This is a genomic window from Bacilli bacterium (genome assembly GCA_035326105.1).
Classification (GTDB): Bacteria; Bacillota_I; Bacilli_A; order RFN20; family CAG-826; genus UBA7706.
The window spans coordinates 38,564-61,670 of record DAOKYO010000002.1 but is presented as its reverse complement, the minus strand read 5'-3'; the positions used below and the strand labels follow the sequence as shown (position 1 = coordinate 61,670).

Genomic DNA, 23,107 nt, shown 5'->3' with positions numbered 1-23,107 from the left:
TATCAACTCCTTGGGAGCATATAAGCTTTTAACCTTAAACATTATATCGGTCATCAACCGGCTTTGCAAGGAAAAAATGCCTATTAAATCTCTTAAATAATTTGCGGACCGCTACTTGCGCCGATACGCGTGGCTCCCGCCTCAACTAAAGCTACCATTTGTTCATGCGTATGAATGCCGCCGCTGGCTTTTACGCCGATATTGGGTCCGACCGTTTTGCGCATCAGAGCAATATCATGCACATTGGCTCCACCTGTGGAAAAACCAGTTGAGGTTTTCACAAAATCGGCTCCGGCCGCCACCGCAAGCTGGCAAGCCCGAACCTTTTGTTCGTCGGTTAATAAACAGGTCTCAATGATAACTTTTAAAACTTTGTTTCCACAAGCTTTTTTCAGCGAACGAATCTCGTTTTCGACATATTGATTGTCTTGAGCTATCAATCGCCCGATATTAATGACCATATCGACTTCGGTTGCTCCGTCTTTCAAAGCGATTTCCGTCTCTTTAAGTTTGGCTTCACTTGCCATCGCTCCCAAAGGAAAGCCAACTACGGTACAAACATCGATGCCCGAGTCTTTTAACTCCTGAGCGGCCAGGCGCACATAGCACCCATTGACGCACACACTCGCAAATCCGTATTCTTTAGCCTCACCGCAAAGTTTAACAATCTTATCTGGGGTCGCATCCGGTTTCAGCAAAGTATGGTCAATCATTTTGTTGTAATTCATTTTTTTCTCCTTTTAAATCCGCTTAACGGAAATAATTAAATTAAATTCAACATGCGGATGTATTATACAATAAATATTAAAAAAAGTTGAGTTTCCTCAACTTTATTCAGCTTTTTCTTCAGCAACGGTTGAAGTTTCTGCCACTTTTTTATCGCCGGCTTTCTTCTTTCCTTTTGTCGCTTTAGCTTTAGGCGCGGCCGATGTTTCTTCCACCGGTCCGATAACCTTTTCGCCTTTATAGTATCCGCATTTTGGACAAACCGTATGCGCGGGGATCAGCGCTCCACAATGGGGGCAAGTGACTAATCCAGGAACACCAAGTTTGAAATGGGTACGCCGCATTCTCTTCCGAGTCTTGCTGGTACGTCTAAATGGTACTGCCATATGAAAAATCCTCCTTCTTTGAATTCACGAACGTATTATATATAGATAAATAGCTTCCGTCAATATTTTTTAGACATTTTATTAAAAAAAATAAAAAACACTGATTAAGCCTTATTTTTTATTTATGTCATGTGTATAATTTTGGAAGATGATATCCTTTATTTGACCATGAAGAGCGATCGGTGAAGGATATTGAGCGACCAGGTAATTGGATGTATGGCCGATAGCTAAATGATGAGTATCATCGTACTCCTCAAAGATAACTTCAACGCTTTTTCCGACGAACTTTTTTTCATAATCCGCTTCTAATGCTTCCGAGAGCGCAATAAGCTGATTTACTCTTTCTTTTTTTACTTCCGGTGCGACTTGATTCTTCATTCGCGCCGCACTCGTTCCACTCCGAGGTGAAAAAGGAAAAACATGAAGGCGCATAAAATTTGCCTGCTTTATAAAATTATATGTCTCGGCAAATTCCTCTTCCGTCTCCCCAGGAAAGCCCACTATGACATCAGTCGAAAGTGCAATGTCCGGTAGGTAATCGCGAATCATCTTTACTTTGGACAAAAAGGACGCGGTATCATATTTTCGATTCATGCGCTTTAAGACACCGCTGCTACCACTTTGCAGTGGTAAATGTAGATGACGGGCCATCACCGATGACTTCGCCATAATACTTAGTAAATCCGGAGTCACTTCATTTTCTTCAATTGAGGAAATACGAAGGCGAAATAAGTCAGGGACATCATGAAGTATCGTTTCCACCAAATTGGAAAAGGTAAATCCGTTTAAATCTTTTCCGTAGCCTCCCGTATGAATTCCCGTCAAAATAATCTCCTTATAACCATGACCTACCAGATCCTTAATCTCGGTGATAATTGATGCCACCGGCCGTGACCGCAATTTTCCGCGCGAATATGGAATAATGCAGTAACTGCAAAAATTATCGCAACCATCTTGAATTTTTAAGTAAGCCCGCGAATTATGGGTAAAACTTGTCACTCCAAAGTCCTCATAATCAAAGTCACGCTCGTTTTTGGCAACGGTACTGATAACTTGCGAATGCTGTTTGTACTGCTCGATCAAATCGGGGATCCGATGGCGATCACTCGCCCCGACAACAATGGCCACACCGGGAAGGGAACGGACACTTTCGGGATCAACTTGGGCATAGCAACCCATAACGACGATAATCGCCGTCGGGTATAATTTATGAAATTTGCGAATATGCTGACGCGATTTCTGATCGCTGGTGGACGTCACTGAACAGGTGTTGATTATGATTACGTCTACCGATTCTGTTTCGTTCGCCTCATGATACCCACGGGTATTTAAAAGCGAAGCCACGGCGTCGCTCTCGTAGGCGTTTACCTTGCAGCCGAGCGTAAATGTTTTATATGTCATACGTCACACCATTTTTCCTAAAAGAAGATTATAAGCATAGACGGATATAAATTCTCCTTGGTAGAGCATATCGATCATCTTAATGCGATTATTGTCATAGTAAGCCTGAATAACCGGCTTTAAACGCGAAATAATATGGCTGGTATTTACATTGCGAATTTTACTGTCAAAAAGGGTAATTTTGGTATCCAATGTGCCCTGAAGATTGACGATAAAAACCATTTGAAAATCCAAATGATAGTAGGCTCGGGTTGTTTTGTCCCCACCGACAAGAACTAACTGGGTGAAATTGCTGCCAAAAAGCGGGAAATTATACTCTTCAAACGGATCGACCATCTCCCCATCTAATTCCTCAATCATACGATTTAAGGGCAAAGAGAAAAGTTTGGCGCTGTCGACGCCATATATAAGATTAAAGACCCGAGAAAATAAAGGAAAATAAGCTTCCTCATCTTCAATAAAAAAATATGGTGCATCCTTAAAAATTGTCGCAAATACTGCTTTTAAGCGATTGTCATCCATCCTGTCCGTGTCAAGCCCAAGTTTTTGAATGGCGCTGTTCAGGGTTCTTAAGGTGTCAAGCGAGCGAAGAATAATGTTTGCCCGGACGATATCAAACTCATTATCCACCTCGTAAAGGTTGCTATAACGCGGGCGCAAAAGCAATTCATCGCGGTGCTTTAAAAAATACTCGCCATCGACGGTTAAGTCTAGATTTCGGGGCTTTTGGTGCCGATACAAATATTCATACAAGTGAATCATATTTTCTTTTTCCTCATCAATAATTCAAAATGCTGAAAAGGGCCGCAGCCGTAATTGCCGCCGTTTCCGATCGGAGAATGCGTGGACCAAGTGAAAGACTGGCAAATTTCATCTGATGGAACAAGGCTATTTCGCTGGGACTAAAGCCCCCTTCGGGACCAATGGCAACGGCGATTGAGTCTCGGGCTTCGACGGATGCTTGGGCCGCCTTAATTGACCAGATTTTCCCGTCTTCGGCCTGGGTGGTATCACAAACAAAGCGATGTTTGGAACGATCGTAACTCAACGCTTCTTTTAAAGACATCGGTCCGATTATTTCCGGAATTGCCAGCCGGTGACATTGTTCGCTGGCTTCTTTAGCAATCGTCATATATCGATTGCGTTTATTTTCAATTCGGGACGCATCAATTTTAACCACCGAATGTTCGCTCGCAAAAAGAATGACTCGTTTAATTCCCAATTCGGTGCACTTTTGAATCACCAAATCCGGTTTTTCCGCTTTAGCAAGAGCAAAGAGAATTGTAACATCGCTTTCATTCTCGCTGTTTTCAAATAAAGGCTCACGAACGATTGCTTTCAAAGGATTGACATTGATAATTTCGCCAAGAAAAAGTTTATTTTCAAAGACGACCTCCAACCTCTGATGAACTTTAAAGCGCATCACCCGCAGGATATGAAATTCATCTTCCCGTGTAAATGCGATTTCCTGATTATTTTTAATGTCTTGAACAAAATATCGTTGCATCAGCGCAAAAGCTCCTCTTCGGCATCCTTAACGCCGGATGCAAATAAAAAATATAATCCAAAACCAATGTTTACGCAATAAACAATTCCCATCACAATGAGAATATATAGCCACGCGGGATGATCTTGTGTTTGGTAGACAATTCCTAATACCGAGAGACCGACAATAAATAAAAGCGAACCTAAAAGCCATATCGTTCCCTTGATTTTATTTCCTAAATAAAAGAAACCTGCGCCCGTCCAGCCCGCCAAGCAAAATAAGAGACAGGTGGTCTTTCTCGTTCGCATCCGATATAACTCGTACTCGGGTAAAACCGGATCAAGTCGAGTCGTAAAGTCATCGCCAATTTCCTTCGATAATCCGCCGGGATATGAGATGCCACAATGAGGGCAAATACGCGCATCATCATTAATTTCCCCTCCGCAGTTTCGACATTTTGACATACGTAATCTCCTTGCCTTTAATTATATCAACAAATATCGATAAGTGAAAAAAAAGTAAGGGAATAAATCCCTTACCATTTAAATTTCTTTTTAAACCTTTCAAAGAAACTCTCATCTCCGCTATCGGCATTTTTTAACTGCTCCAACAGGTCTTTCTGTTTCTTGCTGAGGTTGGTCGGAGTTTTGACTTCCAATTCAACATATTGGTCGCCAACCGAACCGCGCAGATCCTTGACCCCTTTGCCCTTCAGGCGCAGAACAGTTCCCGGCTGCGTTCCCGCAGGAATCTTCATTTTCACATCTCCGTAGACAGTCGGAACATCAATTTCCGTTCCTAAAGCGGCCTCCATGAAACTGAGGGGTACTTTAAGATGGATATTGCTTCCATCCCGGACAAAGAACTCGTGCTCGGCAACGACCACCTCGATGAAAAGATCACCATTAGTCCCGCCGTTTAATCCGCGGTTACCCTTACCCGGAATTCGGATTTGTTGACCGTTATTGATTCCGGCCGGAATCTTCACCTTCAAATCCGTCTTAACACGGGAATAACCGCTGCCGCCGCAAACATGACACTTGGTGGTAACTTCTTTACCCGTGCCACCGCAGGTCGGGCAGGGGGATTGCGTTTCCATCGTCCCTAAAATTGTCTGACGTTGACTACGAACATAACCACTGCCACCGCAGGTATGGCAAGTATGGATATCACTCGGGCTATCGGCTCCCGTTCCATGGCAATGCGCGCATGGTTCATCGTAGGTTACCTTCAAAGTAATATCCTTACCATTGATAGCATCCATAAAAGATATCTTCACCCGCGTTAAAGAGTCATCGCCCCTTTGGGGACCATTGGCTGAGCGAGTTCGCCGCGAAGACCCGCCACCAAAGAAGGAACTAAAAATATCTCCGAGATCGACATCTTGGAAACCACCGCTAAATCCGCCGCCGAATCCTCCATTAAAAGGATTTTGACCTGCGGTTTGATCGAAAGCAGCATGACCAAAACGATCGTAAGCGGCCCGTTTTTGATCGTCTTTTAAAACATCATAGGCCTCTTGTACTTCTTTAAACTTTTCTTCCGCTCCCGCCTCTTTATTAACATCTGGATGATATTTTTTGGCAAGTTTTCGATAGGCTTGGCGAATTTCGTCAGCCGAAGCTGTCTTACTTACGCCTAACACCTCATAATAATCACGCTTTTCAGCCATATCGTCCTTCCTTTCCAGCAAGGGCTGAGGGTTAACTCCCCTCAGCCCGAAAAATTAATTCAATCGTTTACTTTTTCTTGTCTTCAGTAAAGTCGGCATCGACGACATCATCGCCCTTACTATCAGAATTATCTTTACCGCCCGAGGCGTTTTCTTCCGGCTTACCGCCTTGATCGGCTTGCATTTGCGCCATCATTTCGGCTGCCTTTTCCAATTCGTTAATCTTGCTGCGCAATGTATCCATATCGTTAGCATCAAGTGCCTTCTTCAATTCATCGCGGAGCTTTTCCGTTTCTTCTTTTTGCTTAGCATCCATCGAAGCGCCTTTTTCTTTAAGCCCTTCATCAATCGAGTTGATGAAACTTTCGGCTTTGTTCTTGAGTTCGACTTCTTCTTTCCGCTTTTCATCGGCATCCTTGTTTGCTTCGGCTTCCTTCACCATCCGATCAATCTCATCCTTGCTCAAACCGGATGATCCGGTAATAGTGATTTGTTGTTCCTTAGCCGTATCAAGATCCTTTGCCGTCACCTTAACAATACCATTGACATCAATGGAGAAAGTAACTTCAATACGGGGTTGACCACGGCGAGCCGGTTTAATTCCATCCAGCCGGAAATGACCTAGAAGTTTATTGTCCCGAGCCATCGGTCTTTCGCCCTGGTAGACCATAATATCAACACTGGGTTGATTATCGGCCGCCGTGGAGAAGATTTGGCTCTTCGTTGTCGGAATGGTTGTATTCCGCTGGATGAGCGGAGTCATAACTTCACCCATCGTCTCGATACCTAAGGTCAATGGCGTAACGTCGAGAAGGACTACGTCCTTGACATCGCCACTGACAATACCGCCTTGTACTGAGGCGCCAATTGAAACAGCTTCATCCGGATTAATTGAGAGGTTAGGATTCTTGCCCGTTAATTGTTTGACAAGTTCTTGAACTGCCGGCATCCGAATGGAACCGCCGATTAAGAGGACTTCATCAAGATCGCTGGCGCTCATTTTGGCGTCGGCCAGGGCTCTACGAACCGGCTCTTCCGTCCGCCGGAGTAAATCCTTCGTCATCTCCTGGAATTTTGCTCTCGTCAGCGTTGTTTCAAAACTGATTGGTCCGTCTTTTCCCATCCCGATAAAGGGGAGAGAAATCGTCGTTGATAATTGCGCGCTTAATTCAATTTTTGCTTTTTCGGCCGCGTCCCGGAAACGTTGGATAGCCATCTTATCGTTAAGATCAACGCCATATTGTGAACGAATCTGATCATGAATCCAATCCGCCACCACTTTATCCCAGTCATCGCCGCCTAAACGGTTGTCGCCTGAAGTAGCAATAACTTCAAATGTACCATCGCCAATCTCCAAGATAGAAACATCAAACGTGCCTCCACCTAAGTCAAAAACCAGAATTTTTTCTTCTTTTTTATTTTCTAATCCATAGGCCAAACTGGCAGCTGTCGGTTCGTTGATAATCCGAACGACATCAAGCCCGGCAATTTGACCGGCGTCTTTGGTGGCCTGCCGTTGGGCATCGTTAAAATATGCCGGAACGGTAATAACTGCTTTTGAAACTTTCTGACCAAGATTTTCCTCGGCGTACTTTTTCATATAGGCTAAAACTTTAGCCGAAATTTCCTGCGGGGTGAAGTCTTTATTTAAGCAGCTGACGCGGACTTTTTCATTGGTTCCCATCTTCCGCTTAATACTCATAACCGTGTCCGGATTAGTAATGGCCTGCCGTTTAGCCGCATCCCCGACAATTTCCTCGCCATTGCTCTTAAAAGCAACCACCGATGGAGTCGTGTTGTGTCCCTCGGGGTTGGGAATAACTTTTACTGAACCGTCGGCTTGCATATAACTAACGACGGAATTGGTTGTTCCTAAGTCAATACCTAAAATAATTTCCTTTGCCATAATAAATAATCTCCTTTTTTAATTAAGATTTTGCTCTTCTTTCTTTTCTTGTTTATTTTCATCTGCTTGTTCGGTTGGTTGAACGACCTTCTCTTTTGAAACTCGAACTTGAGCCGGTCGAACTAACCGATCAACCAAAATGTAACCATTTGTAAAGACGTGTACCACCTGATTGGGCGGGAGATCATCATGCTCTTCCGTATCCACTGCATGCATTTTACGCTCATCAAATTGATCGCCAATTTTCGGCGCAATCTCCTTAACTCCTTCCGAATCAAGAACCTCGACCATCTGCCGATAGATATATTGGAAGCCCGTCAAATAATTCTTTAAAACCGGATCGGCAACTTCCTTACCCAAAACCATATGGAAATTGTCGAGTATCGGCAGAAGTTTGTCGACAAATCCCATCGCCCGATACTTAATGAACTCCCGTTGGTCTTTTTCATATTGCTTGCGAAGATTCTCGGTATCGGCAAAAGCCAAATAGTACTTATTCTTCCACTCTTCAATTTGCTTTTCCAACTCCCCGACTTGTTCCTCGAATGTCGGCTTTTTCTCTTCTTTCGGATTTGATGCGGCCTCCGCATCTTGCTTTGGATTCAAATTTTTGTCTTGCTTCTCTTTCACAGTCACTCATCCTCACTTTCACTGTCGAAATCTTCAAAATAATCTTCAAGTTCTTTGACAACATACTCCAAGGTCGAAACTATTCGATCATAGTCCATTCGAGTTGGCCCCATGACCGCTATCGTTCCCGGCTGATGACCAGGAATCCGAACTTTAGCGGTTACAACCGATATGTCTTTGTCCTCATCGGCATCGCCAATTTTAACGCTGACTTGATCTTTACTAGACAAGAGTTCGGACAGTTGTTTCTTATTGTCAAGTAACGAGATTAGACGTTTTAACTTGTCGGCATCATTCTTGTATTCCGGCTGATTAAGCAGCGATGATTTGCCATACATTGATAAGCGATCTTGAGCGAACCGCAAAAACGCATCCGCAAAAGCCTGATATATTACTGTGTGCTCAATCACATAATCGCTCACCATCGGCTTTAGACTGTCCATTTTATCGATAACATCCGAAATCGGTGTCCCGGTTAAACGATCATTGAGAATTACAAGGCATTTTTTGACTTCATCGACATTAGTTTTTTCAGGAATAACGAAGGTTTTATTCTCCACATACCCCTGGTCAGTAACAAATATCGCGGTAGCCGTATTCGCATTAATCGGAATAATTTGAATTGAAAGCAGTTTTTCTTCACTGGCATTCGGCCCTAAAACCACGCTTGCTAAATTGGTCATATGCGCCAAAATTTCGCAACTTGATTTTATAACTTCTTCCGCCGTGGCCGTTTTTTCCTCTAGCACCGTCTGAATCTGCATTTTGACGCTTTCCTCAACCGAATGACCGCGAAGGTGATCGACATAATAGCGATATCCCTTAGAAGAAGGTACCCGTCCAGAAGAAGTGTGGGTTTTCTCAAGAAAACCATCGCTCTCTAGCATATTCATCTCATTGCGAATCGTCGCTGACGAATAGGAAAGATCATACTCATCCAACAGAGTTTGACTCCCAACCGGAGTGGCAGTTTTTATAAAGTATTCAACAATGTACTTCAGAATCAATTCACGTCTTGAAAGATCCATAATTCCACTCCTTTAGCACTCGCATTTTCAAAGTGCTAACTATATTATAAACATTCACTTAGCACTGTCAACAACAAAGTGCTAAAAACTATAAAATTGTTATTAATGACAATAATACGTAGTTTAGCTTTTCCGTTCCCTCATCGGTCGCAAAAAGACGATTATCATCGATAACTACTAACTTATTGCTTATTAAGTTATCTAGTGGCTTGGCAAATTTTTCCAGAAAATCAAAGCAAAAAAGCTGCTGAAATTCATCCAGCGAGAAGCCTTTTTGTAGACGTAAATTAGTTAGCAAATAGTATTCAATTTCATCCTTTGAAGTAATCATTTCTACCTCGTCCAAGTATGCACCGCTTAAATACTTTTTAAAATTTCGCGTGTTTTGATAACGGCTATTATCAACGTAACCGGATGCGCCTAACCCTACCCCGTAATAATGTTGATTACGCCAATAAGCAAGATTGTGCCGGCTATAGTATCCCTCTTTAGCAAAATTACTCACTTCGTACCGTTCATATCCATTTGCGCGCAAAAAAGAGGTGGCAAGGCGGTAAAAGGATAATGAATCATCCTCGCTTATTTCCTTCACTTGGCGATAGCTAAATAACGTCCCCGGATTTACCGTCAGTGAGTAAAGCGAAACATGCGGGGGAGACAGGGCAATCACCTTTTGTAAATCGCGCCAAAAAGAATCCGGCGTTTGCTCGGGTAACCCATAGATCAAATCTAAACTGAAATTTGTAAAACCGATATCTTTTATAAGTTTTAAAGCCGTTAATGCGTCTTCTCCGGTATGCTTTCGGTCACATGCTTTAAGAACATTGTCATCAAAAGACTGGACACCGACGGAAAGGCGATTAATCCCCTTCGTTTTAAATAATTCCAATTTTGACAAATCCGTATTTTCAACATTCAATTCAATTGTCTTTTCATCAGCAAAAGCCATATATGGGGCCAAAATAACAAAAAGGCGCTCCAATTGTTTCAAATTAAGCGCACTCGGAGTCCCACCGCCAATATAAACTGTCCTAATATCGCCCGGATTAATCGCCCGGGCGACGATTTCTTGCTTTAGGGCCGAAAGATAATCCTCCACCCAGGCAGAGTTATAAATCATCTTTGTAAAATCACAGTAGCCACAGATATGTTCACAAAAAGGAATATGCACATATAACGCATGTGCTGAGTTAGACATCTTTATTTATTCCTCGTCACTATTGTCGTCTTTTTTCTTTTCTTCCTTGTACTCGACTAGAACCCGATCGAGCTCTTCTTGAACTTGTTTCGCTTCATCAGTCGGCTTGATATCATCCCGAAAGGCGGGAACCTTTTTTCGGATAATATAGACCAAAAGAGCAATCAATCCAAAGAATAGCAGCAGGATTAATAATACAAACAGCGAATTGTCGAGAATGGAATAAACTGTATAATTCATAATTACCTCATTAACGCCGCGGAATCGGCGTATAAATAAACTTGTTTTTTAATTGCTCCTTGCGATAGTATCCGTTCATCGCCAGATGATCCATCGCGGTACGGGCCGTCTCATAAGCGCATTTTAGAAGCCGCTTATACTGAGCAATCGTATAAAACTTTCCTATCGTGCAATGACGAGCATAGAAGGAAGCCTCACCGCGTTTCAAATTGGGATCGAGTTCCAACAGATGTTGCTCAAGTTTTTGCGCATCACTTTCATCGAGGCCGACCGGCAGGTGCTCCAGAGCCAGTCGAACATCATTTTCTATTCCGCTATGCTCGGTAAGTCGCTCGGTAAAATTAATGTCGTCCCGATTAATAAACCGCTCACGGGGAAGAATAGATGCCTGGTCTTGCGAAGGCAAGGCAACATCATCCCGCGCTTGATTATGCACTTCTATAGATAATTCGTCAACTGCATAACTTTCATCAGCCACCATTTGCCGTTCATCTTTTAAAATGAATGTCGATAATGAAGCGATAATTTCATCGAAAATCGGATTTAGCAAAGAAATTACATAAGTCAAATCGCCATTTTTCTTTGTCTGTAAAGAAGCCTCTTCAAATTTGGCTTTATAAGCACCAAAAACCTTTTCGAGATTAATGAGGCTCGCGATATCATCAAATTCTTCACTGGCTAAAACCATTTTTCCTAAAATAACCGCCATTATTTCAGAATGATAGGAAAAAGGCGCAATATAGGACGAATAAAAAATTGCCGTCGCCAGTTTGATCATCACCGGTTGCGAACCATCGGATAAAAGGGCAAAAAGGCCCTCCATCATATCCTCAATTCTCGTTGTCGGCGCGTGAATATAGATGCGATTAACTTGGGCTTGCTCCCGTGAATCGGCAATTTCATCTTTTCGATAAAAAGTCGAACTGGGTTGACTGCCATCTAAAATAAAAAATAAATTAGCAAAGAAAGAGGCCGATGGTAAAAGGGAGCCTTGTTTCTGAATTTCATCAATAACCGAGTTGTAGCGTAAAAGAATTAAATCTTCACTTTTAAGCGTCGATATATTGTTTTCCGCTATTAAGTATAGGAGGTTGACATCCGTTTTTAATCCATAAGCCATGGCAACTTGAGATAAAATATCGACTTTAGCCATCTGCCGAAAACGGGAATATGCTTCAATGGAGCGCCCCAAACGCGATGTTCTGCGCGCAAGGGAAGTTAAACGCAAAGTGATACGATTCATATCGTCAACAAGACGAGGCGTTAAAACTACTTTTATCGGCTCTCTTGTAACCATACGTAAAGGGAGCTCATGCGTATATGGAGCCCGATAGTTTATTATTTTTTCCCACACTCCATCGACAAGAGTTGTATTAAGTTCACGTTGAACTTCACTTTTACTAGCGTAAATCTCATCGGTGAAATGGCTCGCCATTTTATCATTGTCCATGAGCCATAACCTCTTATTTATCTTAACAAATGAAACTCAAAAAATAAATTGGAACCGTAATTTGTTAGTTATTTTTCATCGTCGAGGGAAAGAACACTCATAAACGCCTCTTGAGGAAGCTCAACTGAACCGACCGCTTTCATGCGCTTTTTGCCGGCTTTTTGCTTTTCAAGCAACTTCTTTTTGCGGCTGATGTCACCCCCATAACATTTGGCCAAAACATCCTTCCGCACCGCCTTAACATCCGCCCGAGCAATAATTTTATTGTTGATGGCAGCTTGGATTGGAACCTCAAATAACTGCCGAGGAATAATGTCCTTCAACTTGCTAACTATCGCTAATCCCCGCCGGTAAGCATCCGGCTTATATACGACCACCGAAAGAGCATCGACAATTTCGCCGTTCAGCAATATGTCCATTTTGACCAGATTGGCGGCATGGTAGCCAGCAAGATGGTAATCGAAACTAGCATATCCTTTCGAATAGCTTTTAAGTTTATCAAAGAAATTATAAATAATCTCACTGAGCGGCAGTTCATAATGCAATATCATCCGTGTTTCATCAAAGTAATCGAGATTCAGATAGGTTCCTCTCCGTTCTTGGCAGAGTTCCATAATCGGCCCGACGTAGTCTTTGGGAGTCATTATTTCCGCTTCGACAAACGGTTCTTCAATTGACTTAATGGTCGTAGGATCGGGATAATCAAAAGGATTATCCAAGCGAATTTGCGTGCCGTCACTTAGATTGATGTGATAAATGACACTGGGAGCGGTTAAAATCAGATTTAAACCATATTCCCGTTCCAGCCGTTCTTGAATAACGTCCATATGCAGTAATCCAAGGAAACCGCAGCGAAAACCAAAACCAAGAGCTTGGGACGCTTCCGGCTCATAACGGAGACTTGAATCGTTAAGACTCAGTTTCTCAAGAGCATCTTTTAAATCCGCATAATTTTTACTATCGACGGGATAAAGTCCGCAATATACCATCGGATTAATCTCCCGATATCCCGGTAAGGCTACACTGGCTTTGTTATTAGCCAAAGTAATGGTATCACCGGTATGAATATCGTGAATATCCTTAATTTGCGCGCAGATATATCCTACTTCGCCAGCGTATAGTTCATCTTGCCTTATTTCACTTGGCGCCCGATAGCCAACTTCCGTTACCAAATATTCTTTTTCATTGGACATCAATTGAATTTGATCGCCAACTTTTACCATACCTTCCTTAATTCTAACTAATACCACCACGCCTCGATATGAGTCATAGTAACTATCAAAAATCAAGGCTTGGAGGGGCTTGGCTTTATTACCATTCGGACAAGGAATCTGCGTAACGATAGCTTCCAAAACTTGCTCGACATTCAATCCTGTCTTTGCCGAAATAGGAATAGCCTCACTACCGTCCAGTCCGATTCTTTTTTCAATTTCATCCCGCGCCAAATCGACATTTGCACTGGGCAAATCTATCTTGTTAATTACTGGTAAAATCGCCAGATCGTTATCGATGGCCAAATACACATTAGCTAAAGTTTGAGCTTCAACTCCCTGCGTGGCATCGACGACCAAAATGGCGCCTTCACAGGCAGCAAGCGAACGCGATACTTCATAAGTAAAATCAACATGCCCAGGAGTATCAATGAGATTGAAAAGATAATCCTCGCCATTTTGCGCATGGTAAATAAGGCTTACCGCATTTAACTTAATGGTAATGCCCCGTTCACGCTCAAGATCCATATTGTCCAATATTTGCTCTTTCATCAGTCGTTTTTCAACGGTACCGGTCATTTCAATGAGCCGATCAGCCAAAGTTGACTTTCCGTGATCAATGTGGGCAATTATTGAAAAGTTTCGAATGTGTTGGTTATCAAAATTCATCAAAGCGCTCCTAACTATTGGCTGGTAAATTATACCAAATTTGCACTAAATTCGTTAATCTATTTTCCAAAAATCCGCACAAATATTCTTAACATCGTCGGGGCTAGTAACGACTTCATAGTCATCCCATTCGGTTTTAAACAGGTGCCGATATCGCTCTTGGAGATAACGCTCATCCAAAAGCAAGGCGATCCCGCGATCATTTTCACTTCTGATAAGGCGACCAACGGCCTGCATAACCCGATTCATACCCGGATTAACATAACTATATTCAAAGCCAGAGATTTCTTTTTCGTCATAGAATTTTCTAATTAGATTCCGTTCAAAAGAAATCTGGGGCAAGCCAACACCCACGATTACAACTCCAATTAAGCGGTCATCGACGAGATCGATACCCTCACTAAATGCCCCGCCTAAAACGGCAAGTCCGATGCGTGTTTTTTGTGGTTTAGGAACAAATTTTGAAAGAAAAACTTCCTGCTCGTCACGGCTCATTTCCTTATCCTGGGCCATTAAAATAAAATCGTCTTTCTCCTTGAGATCATCCAAAAAAGGTTTTACGTTATTTAAGTATTCATAAGAAGGAAAAAAACAGATGTAATTACCAATTTGCTTTGAGTATAAAGCTTGAATATAGTCGGCAATCAATCCATAACTAGTATCCCTTTTGCGATATGTAGTCCGAACATCGGGAGCAATTAATAATCGCCGATTTTTACGTGGAAAGGGATTAGGCAAAATTAAACGAGGGGAATCTTTGCTTCCTCCAAGCAGATTAACATAGTAATCAATCGGTGAAAGAGTAGCTGAAAAGATTACCGAGCCAAAAACATTTCCAAGACAATTTCTAATTAAGTTGCTTGGATTTAAGTTGTAGTTTTTAAGAATTAAATTACTTTTCCCTTGTTTATAGATGAATAGACGAAATTCACTTGAGTAGTAATCCCAAATTTTCATAAAGCGATTGACATTAAAAAACAATTCCTTGAAAGGTTCATCGGCAAACTGAACATGATTTTTCATTACATCTTGACCCGCCAACAGAAACAAATTTAAATTGTTTAGTAGAGGGCTTGGAATCGTATCGATAACTGTCGGTGAATCATTATCGGCAATTAAACCATTTAGATCACGCAGGTTTTTTATAAGTCGGCGAAGTGCCGTTTTAATGTGCGGATGAGCGAGTTTTCGCAAGTGTTTTTGCATACTGATAAACTGCTCCAGGCTTAATTCCGAACTATACATATCGCGTACTCGCTCAATTAAATTATGGGCTTCGTCAATCAATGCAAAATAGGAACTACCTCCGGTCTCAAAGTATCTTCTTAAATAGACGAGTGGATCAAACAAATAGTTGTAGTCGCAAATGATGACGTCACAAAATAGGGATAAATCAAGCTGAAACTCAAAAGGACAAATTTCATTTTCTAACGCCAATTTTATAATTGTTTCCTTTGAAAAATCATCTTCGTGCAAAAGAGCATTTAAAAGGGCATCTTGAATTTTATTGTAGTAGTTGCGGGCGTAAGGACATTCATCTGGATTGCATCCCTTTCCGGGGTTAAAACATATGCGGTCCTTGGCGGTTATGACAATTGGGAAAACATCCGCACCGCTTTTTTTAAGTATCTCCATTGCCCCATGAGCAGAATCCTGGCCACTTGTCTTGGCTGTTAAATAAAATATCTTGTTTATTTTTTCGCGAGCAAATGCGGATATCGCCGGATATAGGGTAGACATTGTTTTACCGATTCCCGTTGGTGCTTCGGCATAAAGCACTCCTCCCTGGGCAGTCATCGCGTAGGTATATTGGGCAAGTTTTTTCTGTCCTTTTCGAAATGATGAAAAGGGGAAATGAAAATTTTGCATGCTGGCATTACGACTTATCTCATGACGATAAACCGTGTTGTAGAAATTCAAATAGCGACTAATCAATGTCGCGACAAAGTCTTCCAAATCATGAGTCGAAAAACTATATTCCTTAATTTTCTGCTCATCGGTAGTCTGGTGTATGTAGGTTAGCCGTATTTTTACCCGATCGATTTTCCGCTCGTGAGCAAGCATCAAGGCATAACATTGGGCCTGACCTAGATGCCATTTCTCATTTTCGCGATGGAACTCATCAATGTCAACTACAGTCGATTTTATCTCATCGATAATATACTCATCGTCGGTAACAATGATGCCATCCGCTCTTCCCTCTAAGGTAAGATTATATTCATCAACAAGAAATGTTTCCCGTAAAAAATATTCAGATAAATACTCATTGCCCTGACGGCTCTGGTAAAAGGCATGGAGACGAACTCCCTCGCTCATGGAGGCCTTATTAAAAACCCGCGTATCAATACTGCCGCTACGTAGCAAAAAATCAACCAACTGATGGACCGACAGCGTCAATTCTTTCTTCATTCTATTTTAAAACTGTTCCTTTGAATTGAGGTTCACCATTTACGAAATCCCGAAAACCGACAATTTTCTTTCCCGGTTTTTGCAGTTTCAAAAGATTAATCTGACCATCCGCCAGTTGAAGAATAACGCCATTTTTATCAGCGGAAACAATTGTTCCCGGTAAAGCTTCTATGGCTTCGCTATAGTCTTCCGCCTCAAATATTTTTATCATCTGATTATCATCACGATATAGGTAAGCTCCAGGTTCCGCACTTAAAGCGCGAATCCAGCCGATAATCTTTGCTTTAGGCAAAGAAAGATCCAGGTGCTCTTGCTCTTTCTTTATCAGTCCCGCATAGGTAACCAGTCGATCGTCTTGTTCCTCTTTGACTAATTTGCCGGCGATATACAAAGGTAGCTTATCAAGGGCCAATTTAAGCGCGGCTAAAGCCATTTTTTGCGAAAGCGACGAATAGTTATCTTCTGGACTTATCGGGACGACTATTTTGCCGAACATGGCGCCGGCATCCATCTTATCAATCATCTCCATGAGCGTTATTCCCGTTTCTTTTTCACCATTGATTAAAGCATATTGCATCGGAGCCGCCCCCCGATACTTCGGCAGTAATGAACCGTGAAGATTTATCGCCCCTAACGGGGGAATATCAAGCAGTTGCTGGGGAATGATTTGACCATAGGCAAAGCAAAGAATAAGATCCGGATGCAAATTCTTAACAAATTCGTAATCAAGACGAATTTTTAATGGTTGAAAAACCGGTATGCCAAACTCTTCTGCCACAACTTTTGTCGGCACAAGTTCAATTTTCTTTCCCCGACCAATCGGTTTATCCGGTTGAGCGACCACCCCAACAATATTATAACCGGCCAAAATCAATCCCCGTAAAACATGAGCGCTAATTTCGGGGGTTCCTAGATATAAAATTCGGGTTTTATTGCTTTGCATATCGATTGATCCTCACTTCTTTATTTATTATACAATAGCCGTGATTATAAATTGAAAAAAACCGCGTTTTTTTGATTGCGCTAATAAGGAAAAAGTTGTTGCCGTTATATTACTATTTTGCTATAATGCAAAGCGTATCGAAAGAGGTGAAGACAATGGCAAATATTAAATCCCAAATTAAACGGGTTGGAACCAATGAAAAAGCGCGCTTAAGAAATGTTAACTATAAAACACAAATTAAGACCGCAAGCAAAAAAGTTGTTTCCGCGGTTAATGCTGGCGACAAAGTTTTAGCACAAAATGAACTCAATGCTGCCAATCGCTTGATTGATAAGTCAGTCAGCAAGGGCATTACCCATTACCGGACAGCTGCTCGGCAAAAGAGTCACTTGGCTGGTCTCGTCAATTCAATAAACTAACCGGAATCATCCGGTTTTTTTATTGCCTCTTTAACATGATTCGATCAGAAAAAAATCAAAACCTTCTTTCGCATCGATTTTTCCACTCTTAATTTTATAATCCAGCATAAACAAGTGATCGAGAATATTAAGTACGTCTTTGCTCGTCCGGCGGCCAAGATCTTTTATAATCATTTTTAAACGATAAGGATGGAGTTTTAGATCACTGGCGATTTGACTTTCCGGAATATTGTTTTCTTTTTGATAAGCGACTAAAGAAAACAAGCGCAACTGGTTGGCTAAAGTCGAAATTAAAACAACTGGTTGTAAGTTTTGCATCATCAAATCTTCAACCAGTTCAAGCGCCGGCTTTAATTTTTTTTGCAAAAGATATCCGGTTAAAAGATAACTCTTCTCCTCTAATGGCCGCGGAACAAGGGCCTCCACATCTTCCAAACGAACGTGGGATGTATAGGTGGAAAGTTTATTTGCCTCATTAACAAAACTGGATACGTTGTTACTTACCCGTTGCAAAAGTTCTTCACGGGCATCATCATCAATTATCGCCCCATTTTTTTCAAAGGTGCGGCGAACAAGTTCCGGCCAAGTGGCTGAGGTTATCGTCTGCAGTTCCAACACTTTTACATTTTTGGGTAAAATGGCAATCAGGGGATTTTTTTTATTTATCGATTCACCTAATACCGTAAAAATCAAATTATTTATCGAAGCCTCATCGGCAAAGAAACTTTTAAATCGGTCTAAAACATCAGCATCTATTTTCTTTGCGTCCTTTAAAAAATCAGCATTGCTATAAACAATGACTTTTTGCTCACCGGTTAACGAGTTGGTTTCGAGTTCATCCAAAAGTTGCTCCAGCGATGTGTCGCCGGCATCAAGTTGCGAATAATTAAAACTATTCGGCTCTTTAATAAGCGAAATCATCGTTTTTTTAACTGTATTACGAATCAGAAGTGGCTCTTTACCAAAGATTATATAAATCATATTTTTATTATATCAAATGGTGTCTCTATACGAAATAAATTGTTCCTTCTTTGTCGGTTCGCCGAACTTCAATTTCGTACTCCGTAAGTATATCTAAGACGCTTTGATGCGGATGTCCGTAGGAATTTTTTCCTACGGATATAACCGCCTGATTGGGTTGAATTTGCTCGATAAATGATCTCCCCGTTGAGGTGTTACTCCCATGATGGCCAATTTTTATTACATCGCATTGAAGCAAAGGATTTTCTTGGATAATATAATCTTCAATCGCCATCGGAGCATCCCCCATAAAAAGCCATTTTTTGCTCATAAACTCCATATAGATTACTAGTGATTGCTCGTTATCGTCTTCGCCTTCAAAGATGTTTAAATTATGCAATATGATATCACTAAAAGTAATCGGAAATTGATTTCTGCCGGAATAAATATTTTCAATTAAGAAATTGCTTTGTAGCGAATTCAAAGCCCCATTATGATCAAAATCATTATGCGTAATAATCACCGCATTGATTTTTTTAACTCCCTGGCGACGGAAAAATGGAATCAGTACTTCTTGGGCAATATCCATCCTCGTTGAACCCCCCGTATCAATCAGCAGCGCCTGATTTTTTATTCGTAATAAAATGGCATCTCCCTGACCAACATTTATAAAGTAGACTCCGTTTTTAAAGCTGTTATTGATTGATAAAAACGGCGAAATAACGCTGATACTATAGATGACAATAGCCAGTTTTTTGCCGATATTTAATTTTAAGTCATGGGTAATTTCTAAAAGCAAAAATGAAGCATAATAGAGCACTCGATGCCAAAAATTAATCGTCCCAAAAACATTAAACTTATCAATCGGGGCTATAAAAGTGAACAAAGAAGCCAATATCTGACATAGCATTTCAAAAACTAAGCCAAACGGTGGTAGCAAAACTGTCATTGCTCCCATTAAATACAGAACGTTTGTGTAGCCCAGTAAAAGTAATTGAAGAAAAGGGGCTAAAAGGTTTATACTTCCCTGCGTTTTAAGTAAAAACGGAAGCATAACAAGAAAATATTTGATCCCTCGTTTTACTTTTTCTTGCATGTCTAAAGCCTTATTATGAAAACATAATCCGTTTGTTAAGCGTAAACTAAATGGCAGATAAAACTTGGCTTGCAAAGCCAAAAATGGGTCGAGACTTAGCCATATCACTCCTTCTAAACATATTTTTCTTAATCGGTTTATCTTTGCTTTTGCATAAAGAGTATGAGTCAGTATTATTTTTAAAAGAAGTCGCCAAAATGCAAATTGAGTAGGGTTTAAGACAAAAAGAACCGCAATTATTGTTAAGGATAGAATATAGCCAATTTTTTTGTTTTTAAAGATAAATTGAAATATACGTTGATAGCCGTAAAAGGCAAACGTAATATGAACTCCGCTATCGGTAATAAGTGACAGAATATTCCATTTATTGGCCTGAGCGATAAGGGAAGACGAATAATCTTTTTCCTTAAATATTAAAGATGAAAAAATTACTTTGGTTGAATCATAATTAAAAATTTCCAACCATTTTTCTTTAGGAAACCGTAACGCAAACAAGGGATCTATCAAAACTTCCTTTTTCCCTATATAGCTTTTTATTACTCCTTTTTGATTTAAATATACTTCAAAATCAAATTGACTTTCCAGGTGGTAGAAATCTAGTTCGCTAACCGCTTCGGGTAAATACACGATTTGTCCGATTCTTAAATTATTATCATTAGAGGAATATAAACGCTGAAAAGGAGTGACGATAATCACATAACTATCCCTGCTATCTAAAACTATTCCACAGGGAAATATTAGGTGGTCTAGATTGTTAAGAGTATAAATGAACGCATAGCCCAAGATGACTATTAGGTAAAATGTGTATACCCTTTTTAAAACTGCGTAATTAATTTTCTTTAAAGAAATAAAAATAACAATAATCAGCAGCCAGCACCAACGCGGATCACTGACCGCATTGACGGTCGTAAATATTAAAAGCAATAGGCAAAGAAAATCCATTACTGAAGAACGATGTAATTACGAATTTTGGTATAGGTTGAGGTTCCTACTCCTGACACGTTCATCACATCTTCTAAGTAAGTAAATATACCTTTGTCTTCGCGATGTTTTATTATCGCTTGCGATATAGTAGAGCCGATTCCATTTATCGTTTGCAAGGCATCCGCTTTATCGGAATTAATGTTCACTTTAATTATCGGTGAATCGTTACAAACGTCATTTTCATCATAAAGTGAGCCGATAAAATAAGTCATTCCCCCGATCAGCTTTGTGTCTAAAAAATAAGTCCTCTCATCCGTATTTGTGGTCGGTCCCCCCGCCGCCAAAATCAAGTCGTCCATCGTTGATCCCTTTTGTAGAACATAGGCTCCCGGCTTAGTGATAGCCCCGGCAACCGTGATTGTATAATAATTGGCATCGCTTAACTGAGAAGTCGCGCTGATATTATTTGCGACATTCGGATCTATTTTCGTCATTACAAAAAGCGACACAATCGTTATTAACAGCACTACAATAAGAATTTTGCCCATAAAAAAACCTCCTACTAGTAAATAGGAGGTTCTTCTTCATTTTGGCGACTAGTCGCCGATTTTAATTTTTAAAATTTCAACATTATATGGCGGCTCGGTTTTAACGACACAAACATCGCCGACACCCTTGCCTAAAATCGCTTCGCCTAAGGGACAGGTTGTCGAGATTGATCCCTCTAAAGGTTTGGCTTCAATCGTTCCCACCAACTTATAAATATATTGAGCATTTTCACTTTGATCCAAAATGGTGACCGTGCAGCCCAGGGACACGATGTCATTGTTGGTCGATGATTCTACAACGGTGGAATTAGCTAAAATATTCTCAATTTGTTGAATTCGACCTTCAACTTCAGCCTGCCGGGAACGGGCGGCATCATAATCGGCATTTTCACTCAAGTCGCCTTGGGCTCTAGCCGCGCCAAGATCCTCGATGACCTGTGGACGATCCGTATTAATTAAGCGACTTAATTCGTTTTGTAATTTCTCTAAACCCTCTTGGGTGAGTGTAAACTTTTGATTTTCCATAGTAATACCTGCCTTTTTGCACGCACGTATTATAGCAAAATTGCCGGACATAATCCAGCACAATATTTTATGGAAAAAAAACACTTTTTTGTTATAATGTGTCGGGAGGCGGAAATGGAAAAATTAACGCGGATAAAAACCCTTTTTTTTACTTTCTTAAAAATCGGATTATTTACTTTTGGCGGAGGATACGCCATGATCCCTCTTATTCAAAGTGAGATTACCGAACGTCATAAATGGATGACCACTGAAGATATATTTAATATTATCGTTATCGCCGAATCTACTCCCGGGCCGATTTCCGTTAACAGTGCTACCTATGTCGGCTATAAAGTCGCCGGCTTTTGGGGATCGTTATTTGCCACATTAGGATTAATAACGCCTTCCTTTATTATCATCTATGCTATTTCACTATTTTTAGATAAATTTTTGGCAATCACCATTGTCAACAACGCTTTCCTTGGCATTCAGGCCGCGGTGGCGATTTTAATTATTGACGCCGGTATATCTTTAGGCAAAAAAATGCAGCGAAACTTTTTTTCAATTATTCTTTTGCTGGTGGCTTTTAGCGCCCAGATTTTGATTAATGTTTTTGAATGGAACTTCTCTTCCATTTATTTTATTATCATCGGCCTGACTTTGGGCTTACTTTTTTACGGATTGATAAATAACACGAAACGAGGTGTTATTTAATGGGTATAATTTTAAAAATGCTAGATATTTTCTGGACTTTTTTTAAGATTGGTCTATTCACTTTCGGCGGTGGCTATGCCATGATTCCACTAATGCAAAGCGAGGTCATCAGCAAGGGATGGATGGGCTACGAGGAAGTCGTGCGCTTTATTGCGATTAGCGAGTCAACTCCGGGACCATTTGCCATTAATATGGCCACTTTTATCGGTTCCAGTCAGCTGGGAATTCTTGGAAGTTTAACCGCTACATTTGCCGTTGTTTTACCATCGTTTTTAATTATTCTCGTTATCGCTTCAATTTTTAAGAGCTTTGAAAAAAACCGCTACGTTCAGGCGGCTATTAAGGGAGTTCAACCCACCATTGTTGCGCTTATAGTTTCAACCGGCGTCATCCTGGTAATCAAGAATATATTCCCCTTATTTCCGCATATTTCCTCCGATTTTGACCGCATATCTTTGGTTTTAATGTTTGATGCCGGACTTATATACTGGGGGCATAAAATTGTCTTTAAAAAGAAATTATCGCCGATTATATTAATCGTTATCGCGGCCGCGCTAGGAATAATCGCTTATGCGTAAAAAAACGAT

General features: G+C 40.9%; 22 protein-coding genes and 1 pseudogene. 3 read left to right on the top strand and 20 right to left on the bottom strand.

The window, feature by feature from the left end; all coding sequences use genetic code 11:
- Nucleotides 1–92: 92 nt before the first annotated feature.
- The 16 genes and pseudogenes from deoC to fmt form a co-directional block, all read right to left on the bottom strand.
- On the bottom strand, nucleotides 93–728 hold the full coding sequence (deoC, locus tag PKC96_04565; GenBank protein HMM00595.1) for a deoxyribose-phosphate aldolase: 636 nt from the start codon (nucleotides 726–728) through the stop codon (nucleotides 93–95).
- A 219-nt stretch (nucleotides 729–947) separates the two neighbouring features.
- Nucleotides 948–1,112 (bottom strand): annotated as a pseudogene (rpmF, locus tag PKC96_04560) (50S ribosomal protein L32).
- A 111-nt stretch (nucleotides 1,113–1,223) separates the two neighbouring features.
- Nucleotides 1,224–2,513, bottom strand: coding sequence for a tRNA (N(6)-L-threonylcarbamoyladenosine(37)-C(2))-methylthiotransferase MtaB (gene mtaB, locus PKC96_04555; protein HMM00594.1), 1,290 nt, complete (start codon nucleotides 2,511–2,513; stop codon nucleotides 1,224–1,226).
- Nucleotides 2,514–2,516: 3 nt separating this feature from the next.
- Complete coding sequence (locus tag PKC96_04550; GenBank protein HMM00593.1) at nucleotides 2,517–3,275, bottom strand: hypothetical protein; 759 nt, start codon at nucleotides 3,273–3,275, stop codon at nucleotides 2,517–2,519.
- Nucleotides 3,276–3,291: 16 nt separating this feature from the next.
- The gene (locus PKC96_04545; GenBank protein ID HMM00592.1) at nucleotides 3,292–4,020 is read right to left on the bottom strand and encodes an RsmE family RNA methyltransferase; all 729 of its coding nucleotides are present in this window, start codon (nucleotides 4,018–4,020) and stop codon (nucleotides 3,292–3,294) included.
- A complete protein-coding gene (locus PKC96_04540) occupies nucleotides 4,020–4,463 on the bottom strand; it encodes a hypothetical protein (protein ID HMM00591.1) in 444 nt (147 codons plus the stop codon). The genes PKC96_04545 and PKC96_04540 overlap by 1 nt, the downstream gene beginning before the upstream one ends.
- A gap of 71 nt (nucleotides 4,464–4,534) precedes the next feature.
- On the bottom strand, nucleotides 4,535–5,671 hold the full coding sequence (gene dnaJ / locus PKC96_04535) for a molecular chaperone DnaJ (protein HMM00590.1): 1,137 nt from the start codon (nucleotides 5,669–5,671) through the stop codon (nucleotides 4,535–4,537).
- A gap of 67 nt (nucleotides 5,672–5,738) precedes the next feature.
- Entirely contained in the window at nucleotides 5,739–7,577 is a 1,839-nt protein-coding gene (gene dnaK / locus PKC96_04530) for a molecular chaperone DnaK (protein ID HMM00589.1), read from the bottom strand.
- Nucleotides 7,578–7,595: 18 nt separating this feature from the next.
- Nucleotides 7,596–8,207: a nucleotide exchange factor GrpE gene (locus tag PKC96_04525; protein ID HMM00588.1), complete on the bottom strand. Its 612-nt coding sequence runs from the start codon at nucleotides 8,205–8,207 to the stop codon at nucleotides 7,596–7,598.
- Nucleotides 8,208–8,209: 2 nt separating this feature from the next.
- Entirely contained in the window at nucleotides 8,210–9,235 is a 1,026-nt protein-coding gene (gene hrcA, locus PKC96_04520) for a heat-inducible transcriptional repressor HrcA (GenBank protein HMM00587.1), read from the bottom strand.
- A gap of 88 nt (nucleotides 9,236–9,323) precedes the next feature.
- Complete coding sequence (hemW, locus tag PKC96_04515) at nucleotides 9,324–10,433, bottom strand: radical SAM family heme chaperone HemW (GenBank protein HMM00586.1); 1,110 nt, start codon at nucleotides 10,431–10,433, stop codon at nucleotides 9,324–9,326.
- 6 nt (nucleotides 10,434–10,439) lie between these two features.
- The gene (locus tag PKC96_04510; GenBank protein HMM00585.1) at nucleotides 10,440–10,673 is read right to left on the bottom strand and encodes a hypothetical protein; all 234 of its coding nucleotides are present in this window, start codon (nucleotides 10,671–10,673) and stop codon (nucleotides 10,440–10,442) included.
- Between the two features lie 10 nt (nucleotides 10,674–10,683).
- Nucleotides 10,684–12,123 (bottom strand): hypothetical protein, encoded by a 1,440-nt coding sequence (locus PKC96_04505; GenBank protein HMM00584.1) that lies wholly within the window; start codon nucleotides 12,121–12,123, stop codon nucleotides 10,684–10,686.
- A 68-nt stretch (nucleotides 12,124–12,191) separates the two neighbouring features.
- On the bottom strand, nucleotides 12,192–14,003 hold the full coding sequence (lepA, locus tag PKC96_04500; protein HMM00583.1) for a translation elongation factor 4: 1,812 nt from the start codon (nucleotides 14,001–14,003) through the stop codon (nucleotides 12,192–12,194).
- Nucleotides 14,004–14,057: 54 nt separating this feature from the next.
- On the bottom strand, nucleotides 14,058–16,412 hold the full coding sequence (locus PKC96_04495) for a helicase C-terminal domain-containing protein (protein ID HMM00582.1): 2,355 nt from the start codon (nucleotides 16,410–16,412) through the stop codon (nucleotides 14,058–14,060).
- 1 nt (nucleotide 16,413) lies between these two features.
- Nucleotides 16,414–17,355, bottom strand: a complete 942-nt coding sequence (fmt, locus tag PKC96_04490) for a methionyl-tRNA formyltransferase (GenBank protein ID HMM00581.1) — start codon at nucleotides 17,353–17,355, stop codon at nucleotides 16,414–16,416.
- Nucleotides 17,356–17,510: 155 nt separating this feature from the next.
- Between fmt and rpsT the strand changes: the two genes are divergently transcribed.
- Nucleotides 17,511–17,774 (top strand): 30S ribosomal protein S20, encoded by a 264-nt coding sequence (gene rpsT / locus PKC96_04485; protein ID HMM00580.1) that lies wholly within the window; start codon nucleotides 17,511–17,513, stop codon nucleotides 17,772–17,774.
- Between the two features lie 30 nt (nucleotides 17,775–17,804).
- Here the strand turns inward: rpsT and holA are convergent, their stop codons facing one another.
- Genes holA through greA form a run of 4 tightly spaced genes read right to left on the bottom strand, consistent with a single transcriptional unit; the run spans nucleotide 17,805 to nucleotide 21,827 of the window.
- Entirely contained in the window at nucleotides 17,805–18,755 is a 951-nt protein-coding gene (holA, locus tag PKC96_04480) for a DNA polymerase III subunit delta (GenBank protein HMM00579.1), read from the bottom strand.
- A gap of 25 nt (nucleotides 18,756–18,780) precedes the next feature.
- Nucleotides 18,781–20,772, bottom strand: coding sequence for an MBL fold metallo-hydrolase (locus PKC96_04475; protein HMM00578.1), 1,992 nt, complete (start codon nucleotides 20,770–20,772; stop codon nucleotides 18,781–18,783).
- The gene (locus tag PKC96_04470; GenBank protein HMM00577.1) at nucleotides 20,772–21,302 is read right to left on the bottom strand and encodes a helix-hairpin-helix domain-containing protein; all 531 of its coding nucleotides are present in this window, start codon (nucleotides 21,300–21,302) and stop codon (nucleotides 20,772–20,774) included. Before PKC96_04470 ends, PKC96_04475 begins: the two co-directional genes overlap by 1 nt.
- Nucleotides 21,303–21,350: 48 nt before the next feature.
- A complete protein-coding gene (gene greA, locus PKC96_04465) occupies nucleotides 21,351–21,827 on the bottom strand; it encodes a transcription elongation factor GreA (protein ID HMM00576.1) in 477 nt (158 codons plus the stop codon).
- A 114-nt stretch (nucleotides 21,828–21,941) separates the two neighbouring features.
- On the opposite strand from greA, the gene PKC96_04460 reads away from it, so the two are divergent.
- Together PKC96_04460 and PKC96_04455 are read left to right on the top strand one after the other, a co-directional pair.
- Entirely contained in the window at nucleotides 21,942–22,520 is a 579-nt protein-coding gene (locus tag PKC96_04460; protein ID HMM00575.1) for a chromate transporter, read from the top strand.
- Nucleotides 22,520–23,098, top strand: coding sequence for a chromate transporter (locus PKC96_04455; GenBank protein HMM00574.1), 579 nt, complete (start codon nucleotides 22,520–22,522; stop codon nucleotides 23,096–23,098). The genes PKC96_04460 and PKC96_04455 overlap by 1 nt, the downstream gene beginning before the upstream one ends.
- Nucleotides 23,099–23,107 lie beyond the last annotated feature (9 nt).